General features: G+C 46.4%; 9 protein-coding genes and 1 pseudogene. All 10 read left to right on the top strand.

Annotated elements, in window-relative coordinates; genetic code table 11:
* Window positions 1–121: 121 nt before the first annotated feature.
* The 10 genes and pseudogenes from IEY67_RS12360 to IEY67_RS12320 all read left to right on the top strand — a co-directional run bounded on the left by IEY67_RS12360 (window position 122) and on the right by IEY67_RS12320 (window position 15,895).
* Window positions 122–2,050 carry an AAA domain-containing protein gene (locus tag IEY67_RS12360; protein ID WP_183671567.1) on the top strand — a complete coding sequence of 643 codons (1,929 nt, stop codon included), beginning with the start codon at window positions 122–124 and terminating at the stop codon, window positions 2,048–2,050.
* 91 nt (window positions 2,051–2,141) lie between these two features.
* Window positions 2,142–3,374, top strand: a complete 1,233-nt coding sequence (locus IEY67_RS12355; protein WP_122356815.1) for a Cof-type HAD-IIB family hydrolase — start codon at window positions 2,142–2,144, stop codon at window positions 3,372–3,374.
* The gene (locus tag IEY67_RS12350; protein WP_183671566.1) at window positions 3,371–4,459 is read left to right on the top strand and encodes an isochorismate synthase; all 1,089 of its coding nucleotides are present in this window, start codon (window positions 3,371–3,373) and stop codon (window positions 4,457–4,459) included. The genes IEY67_RS12355 and IEY67_RS12350 overlap by 4 nt, the downstream gene beginning before the upstream one ends.
* Window positions 4,460–4,830: 371 nt before the next feature.
* Window positions 4,831–6,492 carry a 2-succinyl-5-enolpyruvyl-6-hydroxy-3-cyclohexene-1-carboxylic-acid synthase gene (gene menD / locus IEY67_RS12345; RefSeq protein WP_183671565.1) on the top strand — a complete coding sequence of 554 codons (1,662 nt, stop codon included), beginning with the start codon at window positions 4,831–4,833 and terminating at the stop codon, window positions 6,490–6,492.
* A gap of 57 nt (window positions 6,493–6,549) precedes the next feature.
* Entirely contained in the window at window positions 6,550–7,374 is an 825-nt protein-coding gene (gene menB, locus IEY67_RS12340) for a 1,4-dihydroxy-2-naphthoyl-CoA synthase (protein WP_122352848.1), read from the top strand.
* 12 nt (window positions 7,375–7,386) lie between these two features.
* Window positions 7,387–8,400: pseudogene (locus IEY67_RS25160) on the top strand (o-succinylbenzoate synthase); the annotation flags it as partial.
* Between the two features lie 63 nt (window positions 8,401–8,463).
* The gene (locus IEY67_RS25155; protein WP_373292255.1) at window positions 8,464–9,552 is read left to right on the top strand and encodes an AMP-binding protein; all 1,089 of its coding nucleotides are present in this window, start codon (window positions 8,464–8,466) and stop codon (window positions 9,550–9,552) included.
* A gap of 24 nt (window positions 9,553–9,576) precedes the next feature.
* Window positions 9,577–11,541 (top strand): DUF3857 domain-containing transglutaminase family protein, encoded by a 1,965-nt coding sequence (locus IEY67_RS12330; RefSeq protein WP_183671563.1) that lies wholly within the window; start codon window positions 9,577–9,579, stop codon window positions 11,539–11,541.
* Window positions 11,542–11,547: 6 nt separating this feature from the next.
* Window positions 11,548–13,257 (top strand): DUF3857 domain-containing protein, encoded by a 1,710-nt coding sequence (locus IEY67_RS12325; RefSeq protein WP_183671562.1) that lies wholly within the window; start codon window positions 11,548–11,550, stop codon window positions 13,255–13,257.
* A 121-nt stretch (window positions 13,258–13,378) separates the two neighbouring features.
* Window positions 13,379–15,895 carry a beta-N-acetylglucosaminidase domain-containing protein gene (locus IEY67_RS12320; RefSeq protein WP_183671561.1) on the top strand — a complete coding sequence of 839 codons (2,517 nt, stop codon included), beginning with the start codon at window positions 13,379–13,381 and terminating at the stop codon, window positions 15,893–15,895.
* Window positions 15,896–16,035 lie beyond the last annotated feature (140 nt).

Genomic DNA, 16,035 nt, shown 5'->3' with positions numbered 1-16,035 from the left:
TTCTTTACTGTTTACCGGCAAATAAGATCTTCCGGTTTGACTTTATGACAGAAGAAAGGGGAAAAACCCCCATCCGTTTCCTTTTTTTTATGTAAGTTTGCGGTCTCTTAAACAAAGAATAATGATCAATCAATTTCAGACTCCATCTGCAGACTTGCAACATCAGTATGATCTTCTGCAAAAAGAATTTGAATACGAAAAAGAGATGTACAGGGAGCAGACAGAGCGGACCGGAATACACCGGCGTATCCAACAGGGAGTTTGCTGGTATCCTGCTATTCCGGGAAGAAGTTATTACAATTCGCTGAACCAGCTCGTCGTCGAAGTCGAACGCCGGGATGATAAGGAGATAGAACACAATTTCGAATACGGCCGTCCGGTCTGTTTCTTCACGACAGATGTCAGCGGGAAACCCAAATATCTGAACTTTTCGGCTGTCATCAGTTATGTGCAGGATGACCGGATGGTTGTCGTCTTGCCGACACCATCCGCTTTATTCGACCTGCAAAATGTGAACAGCGAACTGGGAGTTCAGCTTTATTTCGATGAGACAAGCTACAAGACGATGTTCAATGCACTCTCCGGTGTCATGAAAGCGAAAAACGACCGGCTGGCTTATTTACGCGACGTCTTACTCGGGAAATCATCGGTGACCCGAAGAACGCTTTTCCCCATCCGCTTCCCGTGGTTGAATACAACCCAGGAAGAGGCGGTCAATCATGTACTGGCAACGAAAGAGGTATCGATCGTACACGGTCCTCCCGGGACAGGGAAAACGACTACGCTGGTAGAAGCCATCTATGAAACACTGCACAGGGAAAACCAGGTAATGGTCTGTGCACAAAGCAATACGGCTGTCGACTGGATATCCGAAAAGCTGGTAGACAGGGGAATTAACGTGCTCCGCATCGGTAATCCGACACGAGTGAACGACAAGATGCTCTCATTCACCTACGAACGACGCTTCGAATCGCATCCGGACTATCCGGAACTTTGGGGAATCCGTAAGGCTATCCGGGACATACAATCTTCTTTCCGTAAGAAAAGCCATGCGGAAAAAGATACTGCCCGCAACCGCCTTTCACGCCTGCGTTTCCGGGCCACCGAACTGGAAGTAAAGATAGATACGGACCTGTTCGATGAGGCTCGTGTCATCGCATGTACCTTAGTGGGATCAGCCAACCGGGTCCTGACGAACCGGCACTTTACTACCCTGTTTATCGATGAAGCGGCACAGGCTCTGGAGGCTGCCTGCTGGATCGCGATCAGTAAAGCAGACAGGGTGATACTCGCAGGCGACCACCACCAACTCCCTCCTACCATCAAATGTATAGAAGCGGCACGTGGCGGACTCGATCGCACGCTGATGCAGAAAATAGCCATCAGTAAACCTGAAACGGTATCGCTGCTTAAAATACAATACCGGATGCATGACGATATTATGCGCTTTTCATCCCACTGGTTTTACCGGGATGAACTGCAGGCGGCACCGGAAGTAAAATATCGTGGTATCCTGGCTTACGATACTCCTATCGTCTGGTTCGATACGGCTGATTGTAATTTTGAAGAAGACCAACAGTCTGAAAGCCAGAGCCGGATCAACCGGCAGGAAGCAGAACTGTTGATCGAACAACTACAAAGTTATATCGAGAAGATCAGCAAAGAACGCGTGCTGGATGAGAGTATCGACTTCGGACTGATCTCTCCCTATAAATCGCAGGTACAATATATCCGGAGCCTGATCAAGCGGAACTCTTTTTTCAAACCGTTCCGGAGACTGATCACCGTACACACGGTGGACGGCTTCCAGGGACAGGAACGCGATGTGATCATGATCAGCCTGGTCCGTGCCAATGATCAGGGAAATATCGGTTTCCTGAACGATCTTCGCCGTATGAACGTCGCGATCACCCGTGCCCGCATGAAGTTGATCATCCTGGGAGACGCTTCTACCTTGACAAAGCATGCCTTTTACAGGGAACTTTACAAATATATTACGGCAAACGGCCTTGTAATTCCAATAAAACCAATCCCTGAAACGGATAAATAGTATGGTTTATCCGTATATTTCATGCAAGGATTGGTAAAAAGGTAAGTCAGAATTATGTATATTTGTCATCTAAACAAAAAAACAGCAAGCCATGAAGTACAAATTATTAGTTTTAGACGTAGACGGGACATTGCTCAACAGCAATAAAGAGATAACTGCCCGTACCCAGGCTGCTTTACTGAAAGTTCAGCAGATGGGAATACATATTGTATTGGCATCCGGCAGACCGACCAACGGGGTCATGCCGCTGGCTAAGGCTCTGGAACTGGATCATTACGGTGGTTTCATTCTTTCATATAACGGTGGACAGATCATCAATGTACAAACGGGTGAATTACTTTTTGAAAAACGTATCAATCCGGAAATGTTGCCCTATCTGGATAAGAAAGCAAAGAAAAACGACTTTGCCATTTTCACTTACCATAAAGATTACATCCTGACGGACAAACCTGACAACAAACATGTGCAGGAAGAAGCCGCCTTGAACAATATGCGTGTGATCGGCGTCGATAATTTTCCGGAGGCTGTCGACTTCAGTCCCTGCAAATGTGTTCTTGCCAGCGACGATGAAGCAGAACTGGTAGGTTTGGAAAATCATTGGAAGAAACGTTTGGACGGTGTACTGGACGTATTCCGGTCGGAAGATTACTATCTGGAAGTTGTCCCCCAGTTTATCAACAAAGGGAATACATTGGGCGTTCTGATGGCAAAACTGAATATCACGACAGAAGAAGTGGTAGCCATCGGCGACGGTATTGCCGACGTACCGATGTTACAGCTTGCCGGAACCAGTGTTGCGATGGGCAACGCCCGCGATTCAGTAAAGAGTTGTACGGACTTCACCACTTTGGCTAACGATATGGACGGTGTTGCAGTCGCTGTGGAAACAGCGATCCTGGCAGCGATCAAACCGACGGAAGTTCCTTTGGACCAGTTGAACATACGTGCCAAACATGCACTGATGGGCAATCTGGGCATTCAATATACTTATGCTTCTGAAGACCGCGTGGAAGCAACCATGCCGGTAGACGAGCGTACGCGCCAGCCTTTCGGTATCCTGCACGGTGGTGCGACACTGGCCCTGGCTGAAACTGTTGCCGGATTGGGTTCCATGATCCTGGCAAAACCGGACGAGATCGTTGTCGGAATGCAGGTAAGCGGTAGCCATATGTCATCGGCCCATGAGGGAGATACTGTACGGGCCGTAGGAACAATTATCCACAAAGGTCGTTCTTCACATGTATGGAACGTAGATGTGTTTACCTCTACTGATAAACTGGTATCCTCCATACGCGTAGTGAATAGTATATTAAAAAAGAAATGAATTCAGAAGAAACAAGCGAAGCAATAGATTCATTGATCAGGCAGGGCCGGAGTTTTGCAATTTACCGTATACCGGGAGAAAAACACCCGCGATTCGTCATGCAGAGTTCCGGTTCTGCCCGCCTTTTATACAGCATAGAAGAGCTGAACGGACAAACAGGATTCGTGATCGCTCCTTTCCGGGTCACCCCGGATTGTCCCATTGTATTGATCCGCCGCGATCTAACAGAGGTACCGGCTGTCTTGCCAATGGATTCCATTCGAATGGATCTGGAGTTTCATCCGAATGGAACTGAAAATCCATCCGAATGGAAAACGGAAGGTGATTATATCCGTTGTTTCGATTCCTTCATCAAACCTTTGCAGGAAAAGAAACTGGATAAGCTGGTCCTTTCACGCAGTCTGACACAAAACCGTCTGTCCGGTTTTTCACCTGCAAAGGCTTTTTACAAAGCCTGCCAACAATATACCCGTTCGTATGTCTATCTGTGCCATACGCCACAGACCGGGACTTGGATCGGAGGTACACCCGAAATCATCCTCTCCGGAGAAAAAGGAGCGTGGAACACGGTCGCCCTGGCCGGGACACAGCCGCTTCAAAACGGCGAACTGCCGACCTATTGGGACGAGAAGAATAAGAGAGAACAGCAGATTGTCGCCACCTATATCCACGACCAGCTTACTTCACTCGGTATCGACTCGATCATGGAAGGTCCGTATTCGGCACGTGCCGGCGCTTTATGCCATCTGAAAAGCGATTTCAGGTTTACCTTGCGTGAAAACAATAAGTTGGGCGACCTGCTCAATTTGCTCCATCCTACCCCTGCCGTCTGCGGATTACCAAAAGCCGATGCTTACCGGTTCATTCTGGACCATGAAGGTTACGACCGCCGCTATTATTCCGGCTTTATCGGGTGGCTAAACCCCGAAGGCAGAACCGACCTGTACGTCAACCTGCGTTGTATGCATATCGAAGACAAAATACTTACGCTTTATGCCGGCGGAGGTCTGCTCTCTTCCTCAGAACTTAACGACGAATGGCAGGAAACGGAAGATAAACTACAAACGATGAAAGCTTTGTTGTAAAAACGACTATACGTTTCCGGTCACAAAAACAATTGTTTTCGTAACAGAATACAATTGTTTTTGTAATCAAATACAGTTGTATTTTAAAGTAAAAACAATAGTCTCTTTTATTTATTCTTATTATATATGTAGGGTTTTGACAACCTTTTGACAGAGCACCCTGTTACCTGCAGAATATCAACCAGTTAGACGTGACAGACATCCGGCAAGAGAAATATTTGTGATTTTTCACCCCCAAACATTTGATAATAAATACTTTATAAATCATCAACAAACAATAGACAGCGGAAGGTTGATTTGATGCGTATCCTTATTATTAAATCAGATATTATGGTTACTTTTGCATATAAACTCCAATATGAGAATTTGATATGTATTCAGATAAAAAGAATATTCTTCAACTCGTTGCTCTGCTAAAAGAGCACAATATCAGCAAAGTAGTATTATGTCCGGGAAGCCGAAATTCCCCGATCGTTCATACGTTGGCAAATCATCCGTCTTTTTCCTGTTATTCCGTCACAGACGAGCGGAGCGCTGGCTTTTTCGCTCTCGGACTGGCATTGCACGGAGGAAAACCGGCTGCTATTTGTTGCACTTCTGGTACGGCTTTGCTGAACATACATCCGGCTGTAGCGGAAGCATTCTATCAGCAGGTTCCTTTGGTAGTTATTTCTGCAGACAGGCCTGCTGCCTGGATCGGACAAATGGACGGACAAACATTGCCGCAACCCGGCGTATTCGGTTCGCTGGTAAAGAAAGCCGTCAACCTGCCGGAAATACAGACTGACGAAGATGAATGGTATTGTAACCGTCTCGTCAACGAGGCTTTATTGGAGTTGAATCATCATGGAAAAGGTCCGGTCCATATCAATGTGCCGATCTCGGAACCTTTGTTCCAATTCACGACAACCGAATTACCCGACGTCCGTGTCATCACCCGTTACCAGGGGCTCAACATATACGACCGGGAATATAATTCATTGATCGAACGGCTGAACAAGTACAACAAACGCATGGTGGTAGTCGGACAGATGAGCCTAATCTATCTTTTTGAAAAGAAAATATCCAAACTGTTATACAAACATTTTGCATGGTTGACGGAACATACCGGAAACAGGACCATTCCCGGTATTCCGGTCAAGAATTTCGATGCAGCGCTTTATGCCCTGCCCGAAGAGACGTTAGAGAAAATGGTCCCCGAACTGGTAATTACTTACGGAGGCCATATCGTATCCAAACGTTTGAAAAAATTCCTGCGTAACCATCCGCCCAAAGAACACTGGCATGTATCGGCAGACGGCGAGGTTGCCGACCTTTACGGCTCTCTGACGACAGTGATCGAGATGGACCCGTTTGAATTTTTAGAGAAGATAGCCTATTTACTGGAGAATAAAACGAGCGAGTTCCCCCGCGTCTGGGAAAATAATACAAAGGAATTGCCCGAACCGGAATTCGCTTACTCCGAAATGGCCGCGATCGGTACGCTGATCAAGTCGTTGCCGACTCCTTCCGCTTTACACTTAGGGAATAGCTCGACAGTGCGTTATGCCCAGTTATATACATTACCGGAAGAGGTGGAGGTTTGTTGTAACCGGGGTACGAGCGGCATAGAAGGTTCGCTTTCAACAGCCTTGGGATATGCTACAGCTTCGGACAAGCTGAACTTTATCGTGATTGGCGATCTGAGTTTCTTTTATGATATGAATGCTCTCTGGAACAGTAATTATGGCTGTAATGTTCGTATTTTGTTGCTGAACAACGGAGGAGGCGAGATTTTCCAAGCATTACCCGGCTTATCTTTGTCGGACAAGACACACCGTTTTGTCACGGCCTCGCATAAAACGTCTGCACAAGGTTGGGCGACTGAACGGGGATTCCTTTATCAGGGAGTACATAATACCGAAGAACTGGAAGAAGCGATGAAAGCCTTTACGGAACCGAACCCAGCCAGCCAGCCGATCCTGATGGAAGTGTTTACCGAAAAAGAAAAAGATGTCCGCTTGTTGAAAGAATATTATCATAAACTAAAATAATATGCCAATCAGGAGTTACTTTCATTGGCACATTGGCAAATTAAATAATTATATATTATGTCTACACAAAGAGAATGGAAAACAATAAAGGAATACGAAGATATTCTTTTTGATTTTTATAACGGGATTGCCCGTATCACTATCAACCGCGAACGTTACCGTAATGCCTTCACGCCTACTACAACGACGGAGATGAGCGATGCACTTTATATTTGCCGTGAACGCCAGGATGTAAATGTGATCGTTCTGACAGGAGCCGGTGATACCGCATTCTGCGCCGGAGGGGATATGAATGTAAAAGGTCACGGCGGTTATATCGGTAAAGATGGCGTGGCACGCCTGAATGTGCTCGATGTACAGAAGCAGATCCGCTCTATGCCTAAACCGGTCATTGCTGCCGTAAATGGTTTTGCAATCGGTGGAGGCCACGTATTACATGTAGTTTGTGATTTGACTATTGCTTCGGAAAATGCGATCTTCGGACAAACGGGTCCTCGTGTAGGTAGTTTTGACGCCGGTTTCGGTTCTTCTTATCTGGCCCGCATCGTCGGACAAAAGAAAGCACGTGAAATATGGTTCCTCTGCCGTAAGTATAATGCACAGGAAGCACTCGATATGGGACTGGTAAACAAGGTTGTTCCTTTGGATAAGCTGGAAGACGAGTACGTTGAATGGTCTGAGACCATGATGATGCACAGTCCGCTTGCCCTCCGTATGATCAAAGCCGGCTTAAACGCCGAACTCGACGGCCAGGCAGGCATCCAGGAACTTGCCGGTGATGCAACCATGCTTTACTACATGACCGACGAAGCGCAGGAAGGCGGTAAAGCATTCCTGGAAAAACGCCGCCCTCGTTTTGAGGATTATCCGAAGTTCCCATAAAGCTGTTGTCTTATGTCTTATCATATACAAATCATCCCCAGGGTACTGCATTTCAAACAACCGGCAGGAACATCGAGGGGAACATATACTACGCGGAAAAGCTGGTACTTATATCTTACTTCGAAAGAAGATCCCGGACGAATTGGTATAGGGGAATGTGCTCCCCTTCCTAAATTAAGTTGTGATGATCTGCCGGATTATGAACAAATACTGGCAACGATCTGCCGGCAAACGGAACGAACAGGAATGCCTGATACGGAAGCGCTCCGTCCCTATCCTTCCATCCTCTTCGGACTGGAAACAGCTTTCCGTCATTTCAGTACAGGAGATTTTGCCCTCTGGGACACCCCTTTTTCAAGGAGTGAGGCAGGTATTCCGATCAACGGCCTGATCTGGATGGGCGATTATAAAAAAATGCTGGAGCAGATCGAAACAAAAATGCAAACCGGCTTCCGTTGCATCAAACTGAAAATCGGAGCGATCAACTTTGAGGAAGAACTGGCGTTGCTAAAACATATCCGCGCCCATTTCTCTGCGAAAGAAATAGAACTACGGGTAGATGCGAATGGCGCATTCTCTCCGGTAGATGCCCTGGATAAATTATATCGGCTATCCGAACTCGACCTGCATTCTATCGAGCAGCCTATCCGTGCCGGACAATGGGAAGAGATGGCACGTCTTACAGCACAGACACCGCTTCCTATTGCACTGGATGAAGAACTGATCGGTTATAATACCCTGCAGGAAAAAAAAGAGCTTTTGTCTGCTATCCAACCGCAATATATCATATTGAAACCTTCCCTGCATGGCGGCATAAGCGGCGGTCAGGAATGGATAGATGAAGCTGAAAAACAAAAGATCGGTTGGTGGATCACTTCCGCCCTGGAATCTAATATCGGATTGAACGCGATAGCACAATGGTGTGCCACATTCAATAATCCGTTACCACAAGGGCTGGGAACGGGGGCATTGTTTACAGACAACATAGAGATGCCTTTGTCCATCCATAAAGATTGTTTATGGTACGATGGTAACTCTTTCCCTTCCGGAGAGGTGGTAGAGAGTGTGCTACAGCCGGAGAGAAAAGAACTGTCAACAGACCCTAATAAACAGGAGTTACATCTGGAAAACGATATTATTTGCCATGCAGATAATATACAGCAATTAATTTCCGAACTCTCCGACAATACGCCGCAAATACAACGTGATCTTTACAACTTCCTGGCAGACTGGTTCAATGAATCTCCTTATATAACGGTACACACCTCCGGTTCTACCGGAACACCCAAAGCATTTATCGTTCGCAAAGAGCAGATGATGCAAAGCGCAATCCTCACCTGTTCTTTTCTCCAATTACAAAAAGGCGACACAGCCTTATTATGTATGCCTTTACAATATATTGCCGGGAAGATGGTAGTCGTACGTGCACTGGTTGCCGGATTAAAACTCATCCTGCGTACGCCGTCAGGACATCCGCTGGCTGATGTAAAAACCCCGCTCCGCTTTGCAGCAATGATTCCTTTGCAGGTATACAATACACTTCGAATACCGGAAGAAAAGGTACGTCTCTACCAAACGGAAATACTGATCATCGGAGGCGGAGCAATCAACAAAGAACTGGAAACAGAGATCAGGGCATTTCCCAACACCGTCTATTCTACCTACGGCATGACGGAAACGCTCTCGCATATCGCATTACGCAGGTTGAACGGGCCGGAGGCCTCTTCTTCCTACACTCCTTTCCCTTCCGTACAACTTTCTCTGTCACCGGAGGAAACACTTGTTATCGATGCCCCTCTGGTGTGCGACGAAACTTTAGTAACGAACGACATTGCCGAGATACATCCGGACGGTACTTTCACCATCCTGGGAAGAAAAGACAACACCATCAATACCGGAGGAATAAAAGTACAGATAGAATGTGTAGAAGAAACACTTCGTTCAATAATTTCTGTTACCTTTGCGGTAACGGCTGTTCCACATCCGGGATTAGGGGAAGCAATTGTGCTATTGGTGGAAAAGGCAGCAGATACGGACGGCCTTCCTGATAAGATCGCCTCCCTCCTGCCCAGATATCAACAGCCTAAATATATCAGGCAGGTAGACGCCATCCCACTTACAGGGAGTGGCAAAACAGACCGGAAAGCCTGTCGCTTACTGGCTGCACAACTAATCTGATCATCATTTAAAAACACTATACTTATGAGGTATTTGACACTTACCGTATTATCATTTCTCACGCTATCGTCCGCCTACGGACAGAGTGGAGAAAGTTGCCGGTTCGCACCGGACCCGACGCTTCAAAAACCGGAGGTTTATGCCGGATATGATTGCGTCAACCTCCTGGACAGTACATCCGTAACCGTACAACCAACCGGTTCGGGGTCTTTTTCTGTCTGCAAAACCATCAAGATACAGACTCCCCGCGGAGCAGTCGCCAACCGTATCATCAAATACGATTACGACCCGCTGACAGCTTTTGCCCAATTCAAGAGAGCGACCGTTTACCGTGCCAACGGAGACGTGATCAACCTGGATGTCACACAAGCCTGTGATTACGCAGCACCGGCACGTGCCATTTATTGGGGTGCCCGCCAGATCATGCTTGAAGTAGGCCAGTTGAATCCGGGCGATATTCTGGACTATGAGATCGACAAGAAAGGTTTCACCTACGCATTATTGGCAGATGGCGGTGATGACGAATCCCGTTTCATCCCTCCTATGCGCGGGCAATTTTATGATATCGTTCCTTTCTGGGTTACCGAACCGACTGTGCGTAAAGTGTACAAAGTATCCATTCCGATGGAAAAAGAGATGCAGTTCCAGTTCTATCAGGGTGACTGTGCTTCCTCTATGCGTTACGAAGACGGACGTAAAGCATATACATTCTCGACGAACGATATCATGCCGACCAAACGGGAACCCAATATGGTAGACCTGTTCGATGCGGCTCCGAAACTAATGATGTCATCCACTCCGAAATGGCAGGATAAATCATTGTGGTTCAATAAGGTTAACGAAGATTACGGAAGTTTTGCTCCATTACCCGAAGCCCAGAAAAAAGTAGACGAACTTATCAAAGGGAAGAAAACGGAAATGGAAAAGATCGCCGTCCTCACCCATTGGGTTGCCGATAATATTCGTTATTCGGGTATCTCGATGGGAAAAGGAGAAGGTTTTACACTTCATAATACCCAGATGAATTATACCGACCGCTGTGGTGTTTGTAAAGATATCGCCGGGACATTGATCTCCTTCCTCCGCATGGCAGGCTTTGAGGCTTATCCGGCTATGACAATGGCAGGCAGCCGGGTGGAAAGTATCCCCGCCGACCATTTCAACCACTGTGTCGCTGTCGTTAAATTATCAAGCGGTACTTATATGCCTCTCGACCCGACCTGGGTTCCTTTCTGCCGTGAATTATGGAGCAGTGCCGAACAACAGCAAAACTATCTGCCGGGCGTTCCGGAAGGTTCCGATCTTTGCCTGACTCCCGTCTCCGCTCCGGAAAACCATTATGTACGCATTCATGCAAACAACAAACTGGATGCGAAAGGTACACTGACCGGACAGTTTACTATCACTGCCGAAGGCCAGTCGGACAGTAATATCCGCGGTATGTTTACCCGTGGCTGGCAGTCACAATGGAAGAATATGCTGGAAAGCCAGTTATTGAATGTTTCTCCTAAAGCCCGTCTGATCAGCGTTGATTACGGTAAAGACCCGAAAGACTATCAGGCTGCCCCTATTAAGATCACTTTCCGCTACGAGATACCGGAATATGCTATTGCCGGTAAAGAAGAACTGGTATTTAAACCGATGGTAATGAACAACCTGTATAATCAGGTAAAAAGCTATCTGCGCATTGACACCGACCTCGCCGAACGTCAGTATGGTTTCAAAGATGCTTGTTCCCGACTGGTTGAACTGGACGAAACAATCCAGCTGCCCAAAGGATATAGCCTGCTGAATGAAGCTAAAAACGAAAGTAAGCAAAGCGACGCCGCCGACTTTGAAGGTTCATTAAGCCAGCAAGGCGATAAAGTGATGCTTCACCAGAAGCTCGCTTTAAAAAAACGTGTATACGAAGCGAACGACTGGGACGGTTTCCGTTCAGCCGTCAATGCACACAAAAGTTTCGGAGATTATTTAATTATTAAAAAGTAAAAGACGATGACTAGGATATTAAATAAATTCGCGCTGCTTCTCTGTCTGCTCGCCCTCACAGCATCTATATTTGCTGCATCGGAAGCTGAATACAGGAAGTTATCGAAAGCATATATTTTGAATGCAGACGGCAGTCAGGAGTTCCGCTATACTATGGAACTGACCCTTTTCACCCATACTGCCATGAACGGTACATACGGAGAAAGTTTCATTGTATACAATCCCCAATATCAGGATTTGAAGATCAATGCTTCTTACACCAAACAGAAAGACGGTAACATCGTTAAAACGCCGGATAATGCTTTTGTCGAAGTACTACCCCGCGCGGCAGCCGATGCTCCGGCTTACAATAATCTGAAAGAGATGGTTGTTGTCCATACCGGACTGGAACTGGGGGCAACCATTTATCTGGATTATACCCTGACCTCCAAACCGGGTTACCTTCCGGAACTGGATATCTACGATGAGATTTTACAGACTTCTCCGGTAAAGGAATATACGATCTGCTTGTCTGTTCCTGAAAACAAACCGCTTGCCTATACCCTGGAGAATGTCAATTCCAAACCCATAGTGGCAACTGCCGACGGAATGAAAACCGTCACCTGGAAACTGAATAATCAGCCGGCCTCTTCCCGTGATCCGTTCGTATCGACTGCCAATGGAGATGTTCCATTCCTGACAGCCTCTACTTATGCATCCAACAAAGATGCCCTGCATACGTTATTTGCCCAGTTCACTCCTGCCAATGATGTACAGTTGAATGCTATCGCTGAAAACCTGACAGCCGATAAAAAGAATGACACCGAAAAGCTACAGGCGATCCTCAAACATGTGACCGAAGATGTCGGTTACAGCCAGGTACCTTTACGCGATACCGGATTCAAGATCCGTTCAATTAACGATGTATTCTACTCCGCTTACGGAACAGAAGCGGAAAAAACAAACTTGCTGAACGGTCTGTTAAATGCAGCCGGTATCAAGGCAGAAACAGCCGCATATTATCGTGTCAATGCAGATCCTGCCAGCCTCGGATTGAATGCCATAAAGGAACTGGTCGTTATTGCTAACGCAGACGGCAAACAATACATCATGTCTCCGATGTCCAGTAAAATGGCTGCAGCCGGTTGGAACAACCAAACACCGGTCATCAGCCTGACAAATGCCGGGACCCCGGTAGCTATCAGTACACCTGACGCCGGTATAAATTATGAAGTAGCTATATCTGTTTCTCCGGAAAAAGCAGAATCGCAGGTGAAGGCTACGATCGGTGACGCCTACGCACCTTATTACGGTGGAAACAGATCTGCGTATGCAGGAAGCGAATCATCTTCACAGCCATTGAAAGCGAACAACGGCTATGTAATGGTCACTTTACCGGATGCCCCTGTCAGTCTGGCGTACAGCAGCTATTGCCATATGAACAGTACCCGTAAAGAAAACCTGTTATTACCCTGTAAGTCGAACGAACATTATGCTTACACGGTAACGATACCGACAGGTATGGAACTCGCAACCCCTGAATCTGTAAAAACAATCGAAAATGCAGCCGGGAAAGTCGTCATTTCCGTCAAACAGGACGGTAATAAAGCAGAAGTAGAACGTTCTTTGCAACTGAACAAGCAATTATATACGCCGGCCCAATTCGTTAACTTACGCGACTTGTTGACAGAATGGGGAAATAAATCGAATAAGGTGCTGTTATTGTCAGTCGACTAAGTAAATACAAACAATAATTTATTCAAGGATGGAATGACAGAATTATCTTGTTCCATCCTTGTTTTTTTATTGAATAGTGATAACTTTACAACCTAATATTAATCACTTAAACCGTTGATCTATGCAAATACTATCAAATCTACTCTTAACACTTTTATTATGTTGCATTCCGGGGATTACTTATGCCCAAAGCCTCTCTCTGGAGCTATATCCCCAACCGCAGCATATTGTCATTTCCAACCAGCAATATATCCCTTCCCACGGATATACCTTGCAAGGTATCAGCAATCCGGACGCCGATGCAGTGAAGATATTGAAAAAAGCATTGCCTTTTGCCCAATCCGGCAAATCGTTGCCGCTGGAAATCAAAAAGCTCAAAGCAAAAACACCCGAAATGGAACGCTCCGGTGCCTATATTCTGGATATATCCAAGAAAAAGATCACCATCGAGATCGTAGACAACCGTTCCTTGTTCTATGCAGCCCAGACATTGAAACAGTTGGTCAGCTACAATGAAGCAGGAAAACGTACACTCCCCCTCTGCACTATTACAGACTATCCCGACGTACTTTACCGGGGAACTGTCGAAGGCTTTTACGGAACTCCGTGGAGCCATGCCGACCGTATCAGCCAGCTTCGCTTCTACGGAGAGTTTAAGATGAACACTTACATTTACGGTCCGAAAGACGATCCTTTCCACAGTGCCAGCTGGCGCGAACCTTACCCTGTCGATCAGGCTAATCAGATCAAAGAACTGACAGCCGAAGCCGCGCGTAACAAAGTCGATTTCGTATGGGCAATCCATCCGGGACAAGATATCCAATGGAATGCGACCGACAGCAGTAATGTTATTTCCAAATTCGAACAGATGTACAATTTAGGCGTACGTGCTTTCGCCGTTTTCTTCGATGACATTTCCGGGGAAGGGACCAATGCAGCCAAACAGGCAGGCCTGATGAATTATATCCAAAAGGAGTTTGTAGAAAAGAAAAACGATATCCAGCCATTGATCATGTGTCCGACAGAATATAACCGTGCCTGGGCTCGTACCGACTATCTGGATATTCTCGGCGAACAACTCCATCCGGCTATTCAGATCATGTGGACCGGTAACCGTGTAGTAGACGATATCACCCTGGAAGGTCTTGAATGGGTAAACAAACGTATCCGACGTCCGGCTTATATCTGGTGGAATTTCCCGGTAAGCGACTATTGCCGCGATCATTTATTGATGGGACCGGCTTACGGTCTGGATACACAAGCTTCGAACGCCATGTCCGGCTTTGTCGCCAATCCGATGGAACATGCGGAAGCATCTAAAGTGGCCCTGTTCGGTGTCGCTATGTATAGCTGGAATATACACAATTACGACCCGCAACTGGCATGGGAAAAGGCTTGCGAATATTTAGTGCCGAAAGCATCTATCGCTTTCAAAACATTCTGCGAGAATAACAGCGATCCGGGACCTAACGGTCATTTATACCGCAGGGAAGAATCGACCCGCTATCAGGCTTTAGCCGATAATTTTCTATCCGGTTATCGGAACGGACGTTTCGGCGAAAGAGATGCGAATCAACTCGGGGCTTTGTTCGCACAGATACAGGTGGCTCCTGAACTGATCTATAACCAGGGCGACAACAAAGAACTGATCAAAGAGATCAATCCCTGGCTGATGCAATTCGAGCTACTCGGCAGATGCGGAACCAACGCATTACACATGGCGCATGCCTGGTATGAAAAAGACCGCCAGAACACCTGGCAACGTTTCCTGGCTGTCTCTGCCGTTATGGATAGCATGAAATTAATCAACCGTTCTTTCAATCAGAATCCATACCAGAAAGGCGTCAAAGTCAGTACGCGGGTACTTATGCCTCTTATTGAAGGAATATACAGGCAAACCAGCCGTAACCTGCTCTCGACAACAGAAACTCCGTCCAACGAGATCCGGGTAAGTACGGCTTCAACCATTACGAATGTAAACCAGTTGAAAAATCAACCGTGGTCGGAAGATGATGGCCTGATCGCATATGTCCCCATGCTCGAAGTCGTAAAAGTGGAACCGGACGAGTATATCGGCCTGGGATGGGAAATCCAGAAAGATGCCGAATCTTTCACATTCAACTTACCGCAAAGTAATGTGGAAGGACGTGTATTCGAATGGTCGGCAGACGGTAAAACATGGACTCCCCTCTCCGATATTCCGGCGGACCGGACCAAATTTACCGTCAACAATGTTGATTCGAAAGCTCACTTTATCCGGATGCGTAACAATTCCGGCAAACAAATGGAATTAAAGGTGGCCTCTTTCTCCGTAAAGACCAAAGAAGTTCCTGAAATCAATGAAGAACTGATGATGTACGATTTGAACCTGAATACCTACAAGACATTGAAACCGGGTGAAAAAGTAAATGTGAAATGTGAAGGTGTAGATCAGTATATCGAATTCTATCTGTCAGGCGACAACGAAAGTATGGTATCCGTTTCCGGAGAAGATAAAGAAGGTGAAACCAATATGTTGTACTGCGGATATGCCGGTTACATCAGACTGAACAAGATATCTTTTGATGATATACAAACACTAACGATCACTCCGGCAGGCAAAACCCCGATCCTGATCCATCAGATCGTAAGGGAATGATCGACTGAACAACCAATAAAAAGAGCCGTAAGTGATGTAATTTACGGCTCTTTTCTTTATTTCCTGGAACATGACACTGATATTAAAAGGTTTTCAATTCTTTGCCTGTCTGTATTTTTCTAACTACTTTTGCCAATTAT

Origin of the sequence: Parabacteroides faecis, from assembly GCF_014647375.1 — a bacterium.
Lineage (GTDB): Bacteria > Bacteroidota > Bacteroidia > Bacteroidales > Tannerellaceae > Parabacteroides > Parabacteroides faecis.
Note: the sequence above shows the minus strand (reverse complement) of the source record. Positions and strands in the feature narration are given on the sequence as shown.